The organism is Sphingomonas sp. Leaf357 (assembly GCF_001423845.1).
Taxonomy (GTDB): Bacteria; Pseudomonadota; Alphaproteobacteria; order Sphingomonadales; family Sphingomonadaceae; genus Sphingomonas.
In genome coordinates, this window is record NZ_LMPM01000003.1 from 227,669 (window position 1) to 244,851 (window position 17,183).

16 protein-coding genes are annotated in these 17,183 nt (G+C 57.8%); 1 reads left to right on the forward strand and 15 read right to left on the reverse strand.

The window, feature by feature from the left end:
* Positions 1-30: 30 nt before the first annotated feature.
* The 14 genes from ASG11_RS17720 to ASG11_RS18865 all read right to left on the reverse strand — a co-directional run bounded on the left by ASG11_RS17720 (position 31) and on the right by ASG11_RS18865 (position 14,350).
* Positions 31-432 (reverse strand): hypothetical protein, encoded by a 402-nt coding sequence (locus tag ASG11_RS17720; protein WP_055783416.1) that lies wholly within the window; start codon positions 430-432, stop codon positions 31-33.
* On the reverse strand, positions 429-1,157 hold the full coding sequence (locus tag ASG11_RS17725; RefSeq protein ID WP_055783419.1) for a hypothetical protein: 729 nt from the start codon (positions 1,155-1,157) through the stop codon (positions 429-431). The genes ASG11_RS17720 and ASG11_RS17725 overlap by 4 nt, the downstream gene beginning before the upstream one ends.
* A gap of 485 nt (positions 1,158-1,642) precedes the next feature.
* Positions 1,643-1,930 carry a hypothetical protein gene (locus ASG11_RS18860; RefSeq protein WP_156363860.1) on the reverse strand — a complete coding sequence of 96 codons (288 nt, stop codon included), beginning with the start codon at positions 1,928-1,930 and terminating at the stop codon, positions 1,643-1,645.
* A 305-nt stretch (positions 1,931-2,235) separates the two neighbouring features.
* Entirely contained in the window at positions 2,236-2,637 is a 402-nt protein-coding gene (locus ASG11_RS17730) for a hypothetical protein (RefSeq protein ID WP_156363861.1), read from the reverse strand.
* A gap of 7 nt (positions 2,638-2,644) precedes the next feature.
* On the reverse strand, positions 2,645-3,178 hold the full coding sequence (locus ASG11_RS17735; protein WP_055783425.1) for a hypothetical protein: 534 nt from the start codon (positions 3,176-3,178) through the stop codon (positions 2,645-2,647).
* Positions 3,178-5,709, reverse strand: coding sequence for a hypothetical protein (locus tag ASG11_RS17740; protein ID WP_156363862.1), 2,532 nt, complete (start codon positions 5,707-5,709; stop codon positions 3,178-3,180). Before ASG11_RS17740 ends, ASG11_RS17735 begins: the two co-directional genes overlap by 1 nt.
* Position 5,710: 1 nt before the next feature.
* A complete protein-coding gene (locus tag ASG11_RS17745; protein ID WP_055783430.1) occupies positions 5,711-7,429 on the reverse strand; it encodes a lytic transglycosylase domain-containing protein in 1,719 nt (572 codons plus the stop codon).
* Between the two features lie 2 nt (positions 7,430-7,431).
* Positions 7,432-8,136 (reverse strand): hypothetical protein, encoded by a 705-nt coding sequence (locus ASG11_RS17750; protein ID WP_055783435.1) that lies wholly within the window; start codon positions 8,134-8,136, stop codon positions 7,432-7,434.
* 253 nt (positions 8,137-8,389) lie between these two features.
* Positions 8,390-8,911, reverse strand: coding sequence for a GNAT family N-acetyltransferase (locus tag ASG11_RS17755; protein WP_156363863.1), 522 nt, complete (start codon positions 8,909-8,911; stop codon positions 8,390-8,392).
* Positions 8,908-9,900, reverse strand: a complete 993-nt coding sequence (locus ASG11_RS17760; RefSeq protein ID WP_055783440.1) for a hypothetical protein — start codon at positions 9,898-9,900, stop codon at positions 8,908-8,910. Before ASG11_RS17760 ends, ASG11_RS17755 begins: the two co-directional genes overlap by 4 nt.
* Positions 9,900-11,246, reverse strand: coding sequence for a packaged DNA stabilization protein (locus ASG11_RS17765; RefSeq protein ID WP_055783443.1), 1,347 nt, complete (start codon positions 11,244-11,246; stop codon positions 9,900-9,902). Before ASG11_RS17765 ends, ASG11_RS17760 begins: the two co-directional genes overlap by 1 nt.
* On the reverse strand, positions 11,246-11,896 hold the full coding sequence (locus ASG11_RS17770) for a hypothetical protein (RefSeq protein WP_055783446.1): 651 nt from the start codon (positions 11,894-11,896) through the stop codon (positions 11,246-11,248). The genes ASG11_RS17765 and ASG11_RS17770 overlap by 1 nt, the downstream gene beginning before the upstream one ends.
* A 552-nt stretch (positions 11,897-12,448) precedes the next feature.
* A complete protein-coding gene (locus ASG11_RS17775; protein ID WP_055783449.1) occupies positions 12,449-13,558 on the reverse strand; it encodes a phage capsid family protein in 1,110 nt (369 codons plus the stop codon).
* 12 nt (positions 13,559-13,570) lie between these two features.
* A complete protein-coding gene (locus tag ASG11_RS18865) occupies positions 13,571-14,350 on the reverse strand; it encodes a hypothetical protein (protein WP_156363864.1) in 780 nt (259 codons plus the stop codon).
* Between the two features lie 250 nt (positions 14,351-14,600).
* On the opposite strand from ASG11_RS18865, the gene ASG11_RS18870 reads away from it, so the two are divergent.
* Positions 14,601-15,224 carry a PEPxxWA-CTERM sorting domain-containing protein gene (locus ASG11_RS18870; protein WP_236697586.1) on the forward strand — a complete coding sequence of 208 codons (624 nt, stop codon included), beginning with the start codon at positions 14,601-14,603 and terminating at the stop codon, positions 15,222-15,224.
* Positions 15,225-15,276: 52 nt separating this feature from the next.
* Here the strand turns inward: ASG11_RS18870 and ASG11_RS17790 are convergent, their stop codons facing one another.
* A complete protein-coding gene (locus ASG11_RS17790) occupies positions 15,277-17,178 on the reverse strand; it encodes a portal protein (protein WP_055783457.1) in 1,902 nt (633 codons plus the stop codon).
* Positions 17,179-17,183: the final 5 nt, after the last annotated feature.

Sequence of the window (17,183 nt, forward strand, 5' to 3'; positions counted from 1 at the left end):
GTCGGAGGATCGATCGCTCGTGTTTCTCCTTTAATCGCCGCTGATCTCGCCATCGTCATCCGGCAATTTTTCCTTCACACGACGAGAACGGACCTCGCTCAGAACATCTTCCATGTCATAAAGCAGCTGGCGCCCGACGTCGGTTTTGCCATTGCTGTCGGTAGGATCGTCGGCGAACAACGCCTTGGCCCGCGCGGCCATGTCGATCAGCCGTGCATAGCGATCTTCTCCCAATTTCTTGCGCACGAGGCCGAACCCCTCCACCAACTGATGGAACCGGCTGTCGATGTTACGGTTCGGGAAAACCCCGGTATCGTCGATGAACGTGGGCGCCCCCAACACCATCGATCCTATCAGGTCGTTCACCTCGCTGAGCGACGCCGGAATATAGGGATTGGGATTGTGATAAGGATTGGGCCAGGGAATAGTCATCGCTTGGTCTCCGGACGTGAAATAACATAGCTCGATTCCGCCCCCAACTGACGTGGGCGAATAATGACGACGCTACTAGGTCGGAAGTCGGCGTTGAAGAAACCACGGACTTGCGGCGTCTGCAACGTCTTGCGAGTAAGCGTTACATCATATGCGATATTACCCGCGCGGGCATCGGGTCGCCGATAGGTCAAATCGGTGCCGGAACTGTCGTCTTCCCTGCGGTTTACACGCACCGGCCCCTTTGCAGCGGAGTCGATCCCCGCCTGATTATAGCGTTCGCGAAGTTCGCCACGCACTTCGCGATCGATGTAGTTGCCCAACGCTTCCTGCTCAGAAAGGCGAATTTTCAGCTTTCCCGTTCGCAATAACTCTACACCGCGATCGTACGCCTTGTCCGTCCGCTCTTGGATAAATCGCAATGTCTCGACTTGCAGAGGCCCTATGTCCTGACGGACGCGCAGCAGTACGGCTGCTCGAGTAAACCGAAGTTCGTTCAGCTTGTTGATATTGCCTTCCACGGTTTCCACCGGGCCAAGGCCCTCATAGTGCCATGTCGGGTCGATCGCCTTGATCTCCCTGATAACCTGTTGTGACTGGTCATTCAGGATTTCGACCGCCGCGCCATTACCCGGCCCGGTTAGGTCGAAAATATTATCGGCGATCGCGAAAATTGGGCCGGCCGGCGAATTACGCAGGCCCGGCACCGCCTGTTCCAACGTCATCGGGTCTTCGAATGCCCGGCTATTACTACCGCGACCCGCGGATCCTAGACGTGCAGGAGGCCGGACATTGTTCGCCTCCGACGATGTAGCTGAGCCTGCTCTGCGGTCGGTTGCCCCAACGCCGCGACCCGGTGTGCTAGAACCCGCCGGCCGAGCATATCTGCTTACCCGCCCGCGCGGGCCGCCCGGGGCAAACGTGAAACGACCGTTTTCCGGGTCATGCCAGGAATTGAACTTGAGTTCGATGCCGTCGACCTTGCGAACCGAGGGCAGATTCCCCGTCCGCAGCCAGGTCGTAAACGCGCGTCGCCGTAGGTCTTCCGATATGTGAACCATGTTGCCCCCGCCAATCGTCAGGCGAGAACATTTGTGGAACGATTTCCAACTTCTCAATCATGCAGAGGTATAATGTTCATGCACCAAGGTGCATGTGACTCGAGCCGCTTTGCAGGATTGGTGTCCCCGGCGAGATTCGAACACGCGGCCTACGGTTTAGGAAACATCCGTTTACCCACGCAGAACTGCCGTTTTTTGGGCCATTGCCCCGAATCGGTAATCAGGTCGGGAATCACGGGTTGATCGGGAGGCTTCGCGCCAGCCTCGAAGGCGCGACAATAACCACGAGCTAAGATGCTTTGGGCATGACCGGCGCTACTAAATGAAATGTCCGAAGCGGCCGAAAAATAAATATTGGAATCGCCGCTCAGCCCTTGCGTTTTTCGGAGGCCAGCTTTGAGCGGCATCACATCTTGAACCGATTGAATCTTTGCCATGAAATGACTCGTGCGAGCGACGAACCGAGTCCCTAATCTGCCATTTACCGGGTTGCGCCTTTGGGCGAATCGCCACACAGTCCGGGTGTGGGTTCCCATCTCGAACCCATGGGAATAGTAGGAAGGGTCTCGCAAGAGGCTCAGCGGTTGCGTGTTTAGCAGCGCATCGCGCAAGTCTTGGGTGCCAGCCCTGTCCCTTCCTACTGTTCCAATTGATACGCGTAAGCGGTTGTTTACAGCAAGCGGCATTTTGACGGGACGGTCAAAAAGCCAGATTAAAAGCCAAATTAAAAGTCAGCGACTTATCAGCCCTTCGGATCATCGTCCGGAGGCGTGGTGCTCAGGATCGAGCGCGCCAGATTCTTGATCATCGTCACCCCGGCTGATTTGGCGATGCTGATGACGCCCACGCCAAGCGATCCGATCCCGATCCCGGACAGCGTGGCGTTCATAATCCCCAGCCCTCGGTCGGCGACAATCACGCCGGTCAACAGCACGGACAACGCCGTCACGAGTAGCTCGAACACCCACACTTTCTTGCGCTTCGATGGCGTCGAGATCGTGATGCCCCGGACGATCAAAGCGGCGAAGCAGGCGCAAAAGATGGGCATCACCCAACCGATGGGGGAATGGGGAACGGCTGTCATCGTGGCCCCGGATGCAGCGGCGCTTACAACGAGGCCGACGCTGGCAGGGTAGTTGATCACAGACTATTTATCGGAATGCCATCCCGAGGGTGACGCTACCGGCCAGAGCCGCAGCCAAAATAACCACTGAAATGAACCGTTTAAGGCTGGCCAATTTGTGGTCCTGCCAGACGACCGAGGACGGCGAACGGAGGCGCAAGAGGATTTCAGGATAATAGACCCAAAAGGTGGCCATCCAGAACAACACCGGCACCAAAGACACGGAGTCGAAGACCCGCTTAACCGATAGGATCGTCTGCAAAGTCGCCGGGGCGGCTTCGCCGTATGAGATCATAGAGGCCACCTCTGGCACGCATCGCATCGTGGCGGTCACACAGACGGCCAGAACCAACGCTCGCAACGCGGCTGCGGCATCAATGCCAAGCTCGCGATCCTCATAAAGATGAGTGGCCAGCATGCCGCCAAGCATAATCGCCAATGACGGAATGACCGTGAGGGAGAATAGGGCAAACCAGAACAGCGTTCCGCTACCGTCGAAGCTCTGCGGGAATGGCGATGTGGTGGCGATGTGGAGCGCCTTCTGTGCAATTTGCGTGTGCATCACTTCACCTCATCGAACTCATCGAAGGGGTTGGGTTCTGCCGCAGGTTGAACCGGGGCTTGGGTCTCGACGGGATCGACTTTGGGCTGGCCGTCAATCGTGATGGCGTGGTCGGGCACCTTACCGGAGACCAGCGCGTCTTTGAGACCGAGGATGTTCTGAGCCATGGCCGGATTGCGACGGGCTGCTTCTGACAACCGCTTCGCCACTACCTCAATCCCACGGTTCTCCGATGCCGCTACAAGAGCGCGGGCAACGCCGGGAGACGCCAGAAGCCTACCACCACCGAGGGCTGCGAGGACGGCTGGATTGAGCAAGCCACCCATCCCGACCGCGCCCAACTCCGCGATGTTGCCGACCGTGTAGCCGGAACGGCTGGCGTTGCCCTTAGCGCGGAGTGCCCGGTTCGATGATGCCACACGCGCGAGATTATCCAGATCGCGCACGGTCCGAGCCGGGAGGATCGCCGCCTTGGCTTCGTTGCTGAACTTGTCCCGTCCCCAACTGGTGAGGAAGGTTTCCAAAGAGAATGCCTCCCCGGTCAAATCCTGCTTGCCGGGATTCGCGCGGCCAAGACTGTTGATGATCGCTCCGCGAACACTGGCCTGTTGATCAGCCGGGAGGACGGCCAGAGACCGTGCAAGCTGGCCGTAGTCGGTTCTCGACATGCGGGCGATATTGTCCGCCACGGTGTCCGCGCTGTGCTGTCCATCGCCCAAGATCGTCCGAATCGCTTCGAGATTTTGGCCACGAGCCGCATAATTTTGATCGGCTTGGCGATAGAGGCGAGCCGCGTCCCCAAGACCGTTGCGAGACAATCCGCCGCTGATGTCTTCGCTGAGCCGTGGCCAAAGCGAGTTCGCGGCTTCACGGACGGTGCGGTTGCCGCTGTCGATGCTGTCGCCGAACGATGTCCGAAGGCGGCGAAGGCCATCCACGGAGAAAGTGCCCGCCGCCAGATTATCGCGGAGATCGCGAAGAGACTGAGACCCGGCGACACCGCCCGGAACGGCATCCCATTGCGCCAGCTTGCGGTCGATTGCCGCGATGGTGCGTGGAGTAGGTAGCTGAACATTGCCAGCCGCGTCCGCCGCTTGCTGATAAAGATGGTCGCTGGCGAGCTTCGATTCAGCCTCATAGGCTGCAAGCGATCCCGGCGAATGCGGGTTGGCCTGTCTTGCGGCCACGGCGTTGAGGTCTTCCGCAATGCCGCCAGCCGCATCGTTGGCGATACGGTCGCGGGCGAGGCCGGAGTTCTCTTCAACGGCACGGGTAGCGCGCTGGATGCCGCCAAGGTAGCCGGGGATCAACAGCCCTTCACCCGTCGCGGTTAGCGTCGATGCGAGACCGCCGCCGCTGGTGTGCCCGACTATCGGGCGGATTTGTTCGGCGCGGGGGACGCCAGCGTTGAGGGCATCCGTGGCGTTAAGGAGTTGGCGCGCTTCGCTTGGGGTAGCGCGGTTGGCTGCGATCCGTTCGCCGATCCGGCCAGTCACGCCACCGACAACGCCTCCGAGACCGGCACCAAGTGCGGCACCTTTGGCACCGCTTTCGAGACGGTCCACGATACCACCGTCATTGGAATTGAATCCGTAGACGCCACCGTAAGCGGCACCTTCGGCACCGGCACGAGCAGCCGTTTGCAGAGCGGTGCGACCAACGGCGGCTTCGCCGCCGAACGGTAGCGTGGCGAGTGAACCCGCGATCTGCCCGGTCAGATAGGAGCCGGGATTATAATGTTGCGCGTCGGTAAGCTGCTGGCGGTTAGCATCGCGGCTCTGCGCGTATCGGTCTCCGAATGACTGGCCATCACCAAGACCGACGATGTTGCCAATGCTGTTGCCAGCCGCATCGACGGCACCCGCGATTTCGTCGCCAGCGCCAAGCGAGACGGCATCGAGCGCGCCCGTTACCGCAGCGTCAAATTTGCCCTTGTCGGGTCCGTGATATTCGGTTTGCGCCCGATCTGGCGTGGTCTGGATGCCGACCTGAATCGTGCCCCGGTTGTTTTTCCGCCATGCCAAAGCTTCATCGAGACCAGACAGCGTGTCCAATCCCTTCCCGTCTTTCGCCAGACGAGCCGCGATCTGTTCTTTGGTCGCACCACTGTTGATCAGCATGGCGACATCCGCGTTTAGCTGCTGATCGGCTTCCGAGACGGTCGCCTTCTGGTCGCCATGGACCTGCATGTTGCCTTGCCATTCTGGTGCGGCTTCGGGTGCCGGGACGGGGTCGGGTTGAGCCATTGGCTGTGGGGCGGCTTGCTGGTGCGTCTGGTGCGCGGCTTCGGGCGCATCGAACTCATCGAAGGGATTAGGTTCGGCCTGCTGAACCGGCGCCGGTGCCGGTGCCTGCTGCTGTTGCTGAGCCATAGGTTGCGCATCCGCCGCAGCGTCCGCCATCTGATCAGCGGCGACATTCGCCGGAGCGTTGCCGAAGCGGCCAGCATCCGCCGCCTCAATCGGTGCCACGAGTGGCGCGAGCAAGGTGCGATTACGCTTGGCGATGATGGAGTCGAAAAAATTGGCCATCTTATCGACCCAAGACCTGTGCAGCCGAGCCGGGACCATATTTCGCTTCGAAAGCGTCTTTTAATGCCGGGTTCGCCCGAAGCTTGGCCGCAGCGCCAGCCGGGAACGAAGGCGTTGCACCAGCGGGAGCCGCAGCGGTTGGAGCGGCACGAAGCAGCCCGGAGGCTCGCTTACGAGCGGCTTGGAGATCGCCAATGATGACGCGGAGCGATGCCTTGAACTCATCCTCCGACATGTTCGGATTGAGCGCGCCAACGGCGTCCGTGAGCTTCTTACCTTCGGCATCGGACAACGCGCCCATGCCTTTAAGAGCCTGAACCTGCGGCAAAAAGGTCTGCGCTTTGAAAGTGTCGAGGCGCGCGCGGAAGTTTGCCGCATTCGTGCCAGCGAAAGGGAGGCCGGTGACGGGATTTATCTTGCCGTAGCTGGCTGGATCGAACCCACTGCCCACCGCCGCACTAAGGCCGGGGTGAGTGAGCAAATCGTTTGCCGAACGGATGGCGATGTCCGTGGTGGCAAGACCGCTTATAACGGCCTGACGATCCTTCGCGGCATCCTTCGTCTTCCCGGCACCGGTTGTAGGAACGCCCTGCTGAATCACACGCGTTGAACGCGTGGTATCTTGCGGATTCACGACCGCCCCGAGACGGCTCATGACCTGATTTACATAGGCCTGCGTCTTCGGGCCGTGGATCGATTGATCTGGTCCACCATGGTAAAATGCAGCCGCTTTCGCTGGATCGCCACCGGTCGAATCGAGCGCCGTCTGTGTATAGGCAATGCCAAGCTTGCGCTGATATTCGAGACCTTCCGGCGACTTGGCCGTCATGAGATCGGGACGCCATGGAATATTGAGTTTCTGAGCCATGCTCTGAGCCGTAGCCGGGAGCATTTGGCTGGCACCTTGGGCACGGCCATACTTCGTCGCGGGACCAATAGCCCCTGCCCGTCCGCCAGATTCTTGGGGTTCGATGGCGTTGCGGTAAAGCTGTTCCGCCGTCACGCTACCGGGAGCGAGATTGGTCCCGGAGGTGTAGCCATCAGCGGTCTTGCCGCCGACTTCGATAACCGAATTGCCGACCGGGCTATTGATATACTGCGGTGCACGGAACACCTCTTGGCCACTCCGCGTGACCAGCGAGCCGCCCACCACAACCGGCTGTTCAGCCGCGATACGGCCAGTCTGTGCGCTGAACTCCGCCGTGTTCGCGCCCTGCTGTTTGATCGAGTCATCGACGCCCGCGCCATAGCTGTAATCGACACGGCTAAGCGCGCGGATGTTGTCATCCGTGGGATCGAAATTGTCGATGCTGGCGGCATCCAAGCCCTGATTCATCAACAGCGGCTTCGCGCTGGCAATCGCCGCACGGCGCTGTTCGTAAGGGAGCGCGCCGACCGCGTTGGTAATGTTGGCCAGCGCCGTGGTGTTCTTCGCGCCACGGTCGAAACGATCTTTGCCCAATCCGGCCAGAACGGTTGCCGATTTGTCGTCGCCGTATAGCGCCGCCTGCGCTGCGGCCTTGCTGTAATCGCCAGTGGAGAGGGCGGCTGCGATGCCGGTGCGTGCTGCCTGCTGATCGCGTTGAGCCTGCGCCTGCAATCCAATCTTACGCTGCGCATCGGCATCCGCGCGCGCGATTTCCTGCCCTTCGCGGAAGCTATCGCCAAGGTTATTAGAGGCTGCGCCGTTGCGGAGATAAGATGAGAAATCAAAAGCCATTCTTAGATACCATTTCCTTTCCGCAAGTTATTCCAAAGACTCTGATCGATTGGGGAACCGCCAAGCGTGTGTTGTGTGGGGGTGCCATACGAAGAGCCGAACACCTGTCCGCCAGCCTTCAATAGACCGCTGACGGTATTATTGATGTTCTGGCCTTGGAACATCGCGGCACCGGAAGCCGCGTCCGCTGCATTCTGCGAGATCGCATTAGAGGCATTGGCATAATTGGTGGAGACACCGGCAAGAGCGCCCTTCGCGGCGCTACCACGATTAGCCACGCTGCCAACTTGATCGACATAAGTGTTGAAAGTCGAATCAGCGACATTCATGGCCTGCTTTTGGAGCGCCTTTAAGGTCGCACCGCTGTTGCCCTGTCCGCTGGCGTAAGCGTTTGAATTGACGCCTTTAAGCGCCTCATCGACCCTGAATTGGTAGCCGGGGGTGCTGTGGAGAAGCGCGCTCGCATCCACTTTGTTGCCCGACAATCCGAACAAATCATTTATGCGGCCAGACGCGGCATCGCCAGACCCGATATCGGTCCCGAAGCGATTGGCGTTCTGGTCGTAAATGCTTTTTTGAAGTGCAAGCTGCTGAGCTTGCGAATTGGCTTGGATTTGTGCTGCGCTTTTCGCGCCCTTGCCACTGGCGACACCACCAGCGACTGAGCCAACCGCGCCAATTCCTGCGGCTACTACTGCTGCGGGCATATTAATAGAACCTCATGATCATGAGGTATTTATGCTGGCGCGTCTATACTTTGGCGGAGGTGTCCCGGCACCGCGTCGCGGGTCTGAGAGGTGGCACCGGAACAGCTAACCAATGCCAACATATGTGAGAAGCGGCAACCTGATCTTTATCAGAACACGGTGTTGTCCCCGACATCTACCGAGGGCGAAGGGATAAATGCCGGGAACGCCATGGTGTCGGCGATGAACAAAACATACGCCATAAAGGTCGTTATTAACATTTGTTATGTTCGTTCCAATGATCCGCTAACCATCTTTCGCGCGAGTTTCGAAAATATTCGACATCGCCAGCTACATGATGGTGGCCAGTGCCAGCGGAGACGCCTCCGATCTTCGGGAAGAACTTCAAGGCACGAGGGTTATCCACCGCGACTTGGCCCCAGATCATATCCGCTCCCCATTCCGTGAACATCTCATGCAGGAGACCTTTCATTTCCTCCACGAGATTGCCGCCGCGTGCGTTGGGATGGCTGATCGTGTGAACCTCATAGACACCGGGGGCGGACCATTCGAAAATCAGCGCGAGCGAAGGAAGCGGAGCGCCAGCCATCACATCGTCCATCGTCAATTCGCGGTCACCGTTATGCAGGACGATGAAGCGCCAGTCTTCGAACAAGTTGTCCAACAGAAGAAATCCATCGGTCTCAGGATGATCCTCCGGGTTCCATAGTAGCCATCTTACGGTTTCGGGGTGATTAGCCAGCGTGTTCAAGGCCGATGGGTCATAGGTTCTCATGGGGTGTCGGTCGGATATTCTTGCTGGCGCTTGTTGTGTGAAAGCTTGCCAGACTCATGGCCGGGATGGCGTGCAACGAAGGTGTGAGCGTCCGTGATAGTCATATGGGCGATGGTCGCGCGGCCAGCCGGTTGGCCAAGCTCGCGCATTAGAACCCATTCGCCGTTGATCCAGAACGGATGCTCTGCGGTAGCGTCCGGATAACCGTCCGCCTGCATGATCGGGCGTTCGAGCAAGCGAATGGCCTCCACGGGATAAGCGCCCCATTCCATGGTCGTTTCGTGTTGGGTCCAAACGAAGTCGCCAGCCCTGATCGATCCAGCCTCAACCTCAACGCCGGGACCAGAGCAGAACGCATCCGCCATCAAAATCATGGTCTCGACGGTCGGGCACTGAACGCCGGGTGGGAAGCTGCCGCCGCCTTCTGATGGAGGGCTAGTGCTGGTGCCGGGGGTCGGGACATCCCCTACCGCGTGTCTCCCCTGCCCGTTCCCCGCGTCGAGCGGATTATCCGTGGCGAAATAGGTGACGGTGCCACCGGCCTGCTGCGGGTCATTGTAATAGACATAATAAATCGTCGCGAGATTCAGCCCGGAGACGGTGCCGCCCGCCACTGAAACCGACGATCCATCGCCATATTTGCGGGTGTGCGCCATGACCGTGATAATGGCTTTGGTCGTGTCTGCGCTATCGACCGCAGCGGAGAGGACGCCGTTCGGGTCCACATAGCTGGCCACGAGGCTCGCTTCCCTGCCCTGTTGCAGGGCAATTTCGCGAACTTCTTCCGCCGTCGTAATCGCGATCCCGGCTTGTCGGAGGCTTGTTTCGATATCGTCCGCTTGCTCTTTGATTGAGTTCACAGCGGATTGGATGTTCGTAAACTGGTCGTTTAGCTGGCGCATGAACTCGGTCGTGGGGTTGCCAGTCTCCGGATCCACGATCTTCCGGCCAGCGATGATCTTCGCGATATTGAGGAACTTCAATGCCATCAGACGCTCCAACTTTCGTTCGCGAGCGCGCCGCTGATGCGGATATTCGTCGGGCTGATCGTTGAGATTTCGAAGGTTCTGGACGGCCCTTTCGTGGCACCCAATCGATAGGCGTTCAGGATGTCGCTACCGGTGCGGGCATTGAGCATGATCGGCTGAGACCAATCGGCATCGCGGGCATCGCGGTAGCGCATTTTGAAGATCGCCGGAGCCTCGCAGCCAACGCCGATTGCCAAACTGGTGTTGCGGACGGGAATGGCGGGCAAGGCGATGGTGCCTGTGACCAGTCTCTGGATCGCGGTGCCGTCATCGGTCGTGGCGTCGGGATCGAGCCGGTAGAGCTTGCCATTGGAGGCGGCACAGAGCGGACCCGCGTTAGTGTCCATACCGACCACCGGGAGCCAAACCGTAGCGTTGAGGGTGGCGAACTCGGTCCACGCCTTGGTGGCCGCGTCGTAGGTGTAGGTGCCAACGCCGGGGATGCGGAGACAGTAGAACTTATGGCCTTCGCTGGTGAAGACGAACGCGGAACAGAGATCGGTTCTGCGACGGATTTTTTCTTCTATGCCGAAGGATGAAATGCGCTGCGGAGTATCGGACAGGCGATAGACAATGGCGTCGTCGCCAACGAACAAGACGCTGTTGTCGAATAAACAGACGCTATCGCGCGACATAACGCCACGATCCATTAAACGACCGGGCGCGCGCTGAAAGGTCGCGTCGGCGAGGCCGGTAGATTGCCAGACTTCGATGCTGCGACTTCCGAACAGAAATAAATCGTCTTTGAGGCGGCGAACACCGACGATGCCGTCCGGAAGACTTTCCGCCGTCGCGAAGTTCAACGCGTCGAAGCTATCGGCACCCGGCACCAGCCAGAAGAACCGGCCATCGCTGAGACCGACCAAGAAATAGGAGTTGAGGACATCCAAATCGATGATGTTCTGATTATCGGGGAGCGGGATTTGGACCAGCGTGTCCCCGTCGTAGCTCCAAAACTCGCCAGCCGAACAGATGCCAACCCGCTCGAAAGTAGAGGCAATCGTGACCAGATCGCCATCGTTGGTGATGGGTCCGATCAGCGTGATATTCGCGCCGTCCGTGGTGTAGACCTTGTCCCCGGCGACTACGACCGTGAGGCTGGATAGGACATTATCGCTCTGGTAAATCCCACGGATCGGAGCCGGGAAATCGGCCAGCGCCACGAGACCGGGCCGTTGAAGTCTGTAAGTTTCGTCTGGCGAAGCACCGCTTTCGTCCGTTTCGAGATATAGATTTACGAGGCGCGTTTCAGGCTGTTCGCCGCGCTTGCGATCATAGCTTTGCAGCCCGAGAGGAATCGCGGGCATCAGAAATAATCACCGCGAACAACCGTGGACGGGTTGGACCAATTATGCGCGATGCCCATGTGGAACCGGGCGGCGTTCATGCGGATAATATCTGAGGCTTGCTGGCCATACTCATCGGCCAACTCGGTTGCGAGGGTGCAGACGAGACCGAGAGGATCGCGGTTGCTCATCGGTGCGGTGTCGGTGAGGGTTAGCTCCGTAAGCAGCACCCACGATTTGACCGCGCCGTCGTAGAGCCAAGCTTCGGTTTCATCGGTGTAGCTGTCCGAGATAATGACCAAAGAGCCATCGAGCGGGGCACGATCCCGGCCACAATCGTTGATGGTGTCGGGAAGCGAGATGACTCCGACCATACCGTTGCTGCGGATGACGCGTTCGTTCTCGCCAGCGGTGTAATCGCCGGTCGGGACTACATCGCGGAGGGTGCCGAACACCCCTTCCGTAATGAGGCGGAGATAGATGGCGCTGAGGACATCGAGCGCGTCATTGGCTTCGATATCGGATGGCGCGGTTCCTGCGGCCAGAACGCCAATCCGGCGAAGAGCGCGTGAAATTAGGTCTAAGCAATTCATCAGGTATTTAGCCTGAGGGTGGCTGTCGCTGCGGAGCGACCATCGCGGCTTTTGTTTGCAAACCGCTTTGCCAGCCATTGCGCCGGTTAATGGGTTTTATAGCCATTACCGTGGATCAAAATGTGTGTGCAGTTTTACGCGCTTTAAAAAGCCAACATATATCTTATGTAATTTATGGCACATAAAACGGCTTATATCGCCGGATTAAAGGTAAAGGCATTAAACAACGGTAGTTCCAAACGCCCTTACTAATTGCCATTAAACTCAGCTACTAAAAGTTATTCACAATAGATGTGATATATTGCACAAAAAAACAGCGATTTCATTCCGCGAAGCGCGATTTTACTTGCAGATTTTTTGATTTGGTCTCACGAGATGGACCGGAGGCCAGCACCGGCCAGCCTCCGATTCGAAACCGGGTTACCGCCCGGTCCTATCACTCCAACGCCACCGGTCGGCAGAGAAAGAGAGAAACCCTATGTGGCAAGCCGCCATAATATAGCAGTGCCGGGATAGGCACCGCTTAAGCCCGGACAGGGGGCGCGTCTACGATTTTCGTCGGCGCGCTCTTTGTGTGTCAGACGCTAAAAAGACGGCCTCCCGAAGGAAGCCGCCTTCTTCGTTAGAGGATTAGGCGAACGCGTTTGCGGCGTGGAAGATCGAAACCATCCCAGTCTGAACACCAGCGACCGAGAACTTGTTCTGGCCACGGATTTCCATGATTGCGCAGTTGTTTTGGTGCCCGTAGTCGAAGGTCTGAACTCGCGGCTCAGGCTTCTTTGCCCACGAAAGCGCCATGGCGTTTGCGCCGCACAACACCGCATGCCCGACGCGAGCCGAAGACGCGCCAACCGTGCCGACTACCGGCATTTCGACAACCTGACGGATGATGATGCCATTGTAGAGCAAATCTCCACCCAAGAAAATCGGGTTATCCCCAACACCACGCTCGCGCGCATCCTTGTTGGCTGCGAGGATTGTGGGATCACCCGCCAGATCGGCATAGCCTTCCGGACCAACGAACAGGACGAACCATTCACGGCCAGCCGTCGAATCGACGCGGATCGGATTGATTTTCAGCGTAGTGGTAAGCTGCGCCTTCGTCTTCGCCAGATTCAGAACACCAGCCGAGAGCTTCATGCCAGCCGTGACGGCAAGCAGGGAGTTGGCCATGTTGCCAGCAACGAGGTTGCCGTTGGCGTTGCCGAAGAGGAGGCGATCCGCGTTGTTCGTCACGAAGCTATTTGCGGCTGCACCAGAAGCGGCGAAGGGCAGATAGGTATCTTCGATGTAGGTGTTGTCAGCGTCCAACCCGCCCTTGACGACCAGCGACTGAGAAGCGGCGATGAGGTCGTCACGAAGACGCTCAGCGGACCAGTTTTTCAGCGTGTAGCGGGCCGCATCAGCGACATCGAGAACCGTGCGGAAAGTCTCGCTTTCCTGAATACCGACCGCATTACGGCGGAGGGTGGCACGGACAGCGCACGAGTAGTTCGGCATCTGCTCTTCGCTATCGTAGAGCTTCGCGCCGCCAGTGACGCCAGCGCCGGTCAGACGACCGATGTAAGGAATATGGATGACCGCACCGGACTGGCCAGTCAGATCGTTTTTAACACGAATGACCGCATCATCGCGGGTGGACATATAAGGTGAAAACGGAGTGTCGCGCACATATTCCTTGGCGTAGTCATTGGACCACTGTGCGACTTCCGATGCATTTGCGAGTTTAAAGTTAGCCATTATTTCCTTTTGTTAATTTTTAAAAATTGCGTCGAAATCATCGTCTTTTCCAAATTTTTGAGTGGTTGCTTCGCGCGATTTCGCGCTAACTAAGCTCTTTGGTCCAAGGTCTTTCGAGGCCGTAGGTTGTATTGCAACCGGCAATGCTTCCAATGCTGAGGTTGCCAGCCCGAGTTCAGCGGCGCGTCTGCGGACGAAAGCGTCCGGATCGGTGTCGATTTCTTCGAGCATATCGGCGCGTTTCTTTTGCTCGATTACCCATTTGACCGGATCAGCCTGCTGCAACATGCGAACTCCAAAGGTCGGATCGGTCGCATCGACCTGTCCGCCCCAATCCGCCAATTCATCGATGAACTCTTGACCATATTCGGCCAAAGCTCGCTCGCGACTTTGGAGGAAATTCTGTTGTGCAATCTGTTCGGCGACTTGCTGTGATACAAACTTCTGTTGGTATTCGGCAAAGCCCGTGGGATCATCGTAAGGATCAGGAATGGTCCGATTAGCCTGCTTCGCTTCATATTCGGCGATGCGTGCATTCGCTGTTGCAAGAGCATCTCTTGCCTCTCGTGCCCTATCCCGTTCTGCGTGAACTGCTGAAAGTGGAACCATCTTGGGTTCCTCTACCTTGGGTTCTGCTTCCACTGCTGCTTCGACCGTCGCCGCTGCCTCTGTGGATTCTGCCGGTTCAGTCGTCTCAACCTCACGGGTCTCGATTACTGCCTCGACTTCGGGATGTTGTTCACTTGAAGTGAAGAAATCTTCCAACTCTCTTTCCATAACTACCTCAACCAACTACGCGTGGCCTGCGAAACGCCCGATTAAATGACGGCGACTCATCTTCGATCACGGCTCGAAAGACCGGCTGCGCACACGGTATGCAGCGTCCGAAAGCGCCCTTGGGTTGGCGACACCGAAGACCGGTGAGGGTCTCTGTCTTTATTTATGCTGGCGCGCGAACAAGGTGTCCCAACCGTTAGTAAATTCGGCGTGACATTCGGATTAGTCCACGCAATATCCGACATTCGTCACATAGGGGTCTGAGATGAAGTGGTTTTTAGCGTTTACACTGGCGGGCATGGCTACACCGACTTTTGCTGCGGTGCCGTTCAACGGCAACCAGACTTATAGCCTACCGGGGGCGACGGTCGCACCGGGTAATCAGCTATATCTCGGCGTGAACGCCAGTTTGAATTACACGCTGACGGGATCGTTCACGATCACATCCGGAAACGGCGATATCGGTATTCGTCCGCTGGTTACAACGACGCTGAACAGCCTTTATGCCGGGTCAATTAATAGCCTCACTTACTCGTCTTCTTATTCGTATTTCTCGGGTGGATCGGTAGGTGATACAGTCAATTTCTCACTGCAATATAATTTTACGAACACGGGATTCATTCTTCCGACCGATGGCAGTGCCGGTTTAATCTATTTATCACAGAATGCATCCGTGTCGCCGATTGATCTTGGCGCGTTCGGCGTGACGGTAAACAATTACGCGCTGTCATTCACATCAGGCCAAGTGGACTTCACCTATATCCAGCGTCCCATTGCTGCCGCCGTGCCGGAAATCGGGACTTGGGGCATGATGATCGCAGGCTTCGGCATGATGGGTGGCGCGATGCGCTATCGTCGCCGGTCGGTACGGATCGCCTTCGCCCGATAGTGCCAATACAGTCAAGGAAGCCGCTGGCCGGAAGGCTGGCGGCTTTCTCGTGTCAGTATCCGGGCTGCGGCTGCTGCGGCTGCGGCTGCGGCTGCGGCTGCGTGGCCAAATGCATTGCGACCAAGGCTTGGGTTTCAAGCTCCGTGCGCTGAGCTTCGGCAACGGCCTTGCTTGCGTGTGCGGCATCCTTGGCCGTCTTCGCCTGCTTTGCCTCGATGTCAGTTTTGGCGTTTTCCATTTGCATTTGTGCCGCTGCGGCCTGCTGTTCGCCGCCCTGCTGCTGCTGTTCCGCCGCCAGACGCTTGATCCGGTCGATGGTCTCGCGCTTGTTTGGAAGCTGGCTCATTTCCAAGATCAGCAAGAACTCCGGCGACGAGATCGGCGTCTTGGTCGCGCTGGCGTATTCGAGGATTTGGGTCGAGATTTCGTGTTGCAACGAGATCGTGTCTGGCGTGGTCGAGAGGATGATATCGAGGTCCAACTCGGCAAGACGGTTCTTCATGCCGACAATGCCCATACCGGCGCGCATGATCGGCTGGCCGGTCATCGGATCGACGGCGGGTTGACCGGTCGCCGGGTCGATAACGGGCTGCTGCACCGGACCCATAACCGGCTCATTGATCGTCAAAAACTCAACGGCGCGCGGATCGTCGGCAATGCGGATCGCGGTTGGCTGGTCCAAATGCTCCTTAGCGATCAACCACATCTTGCGGTAAATCGTGAGTTCGAAGTCTTCGAAACGGCTAAATCCACGGCTGATTTCCGTGTTTCCCGCCTGTTGAAGGATCTGGCGCGCGCGGCCAGATTCACCGGCTCCGCCAGAGCGTCCGAGGACAGCCGGGGTTGGTGCCATACGGTCCAGATCGGCCATGGACTGTTGAAGAATGAGCATCTGGCCTTGCGCCAGATCGGGTGCCTGAATTGGCGAATATCCGAACGGAATAACGCCATCGGCCTTGCCACCTTCGCGGCGTGCGATGTCTTTGTTCGCCGCTGGTGCATACAGATCGGTCTGTTGCATCTGGCGATGATTCACGAGGTGCAAAAGGCGCGAAGAACGCGCGTTTACGCTGTCTTGGAGCGGCACCATGTTGCGGATCGGGCCGTAGCGGGTGCCGTCCGGACGCGTTTCGAAGCTTGCCGCAGTAATCGGGCAAATGGTCTGGCCGTAGTCGTCATGATAGACGGACTCGCCAGCCCAAAGCATACCGGCATCACAGAAAATAGCGCGGTGCCAGTCGCCAGCAATTTCATAGTAGAGGTCTACAACACGAAGACGGTCTCGCTTCGGGCTGCACCACCACTTTTGCTTGTTATCTTCATCGAAGAACGCCGCGGCATCGCCATTTTTAGGGCTTCCAAGAGCCGCATAGGCCTCCGGGAACATGGCTTCGACATCCGTAGCTTCCACCATCTTACCCAAGCCCATGAACTTTGCATCTTCGAAGTCATGTTCACGCGACAACGGGTCATAAATGAGGTCTTCCCAGCGGATTCGGCTGGCGGTGATATGATCCCCGGCAAACTCCAAGATTGCAGCGCAAGTGCCTTCAATCAGGAAGTTTTCCGAGGATTTACGGCGCGTCGTCTGCCAATTTGCCCGTTCGGCGAGGTAGCGAAGGGTCTTGGTCGCAACATCCGCCGCATCTTGGCTCTGCGGAGTGCGTGGAAAGGCTTCGGGATCGCTCGAAGCGGCATCAACAAGGCCAAAAAGGCCATTGATCGCAGGAGCAATTTTGTTGTTTGGGTGTGGCGGCTGGCCGCGTTTGGCCAGCGTTGCCTTCATTTCGGCGCTGATCTGGTCGCCGTCAAAATAGCGACGATCCCGCTTGCTCAGATTGGCGTTCGTGCGTCCGGAATCCAAAAATCCCTGCACGATCTGCTTTAAATGACCATGCGAATACGGTGCTTTGTAGGTATCTGCGATTACTTCGTTGAGAGGCTGTTCTTCCATCCACT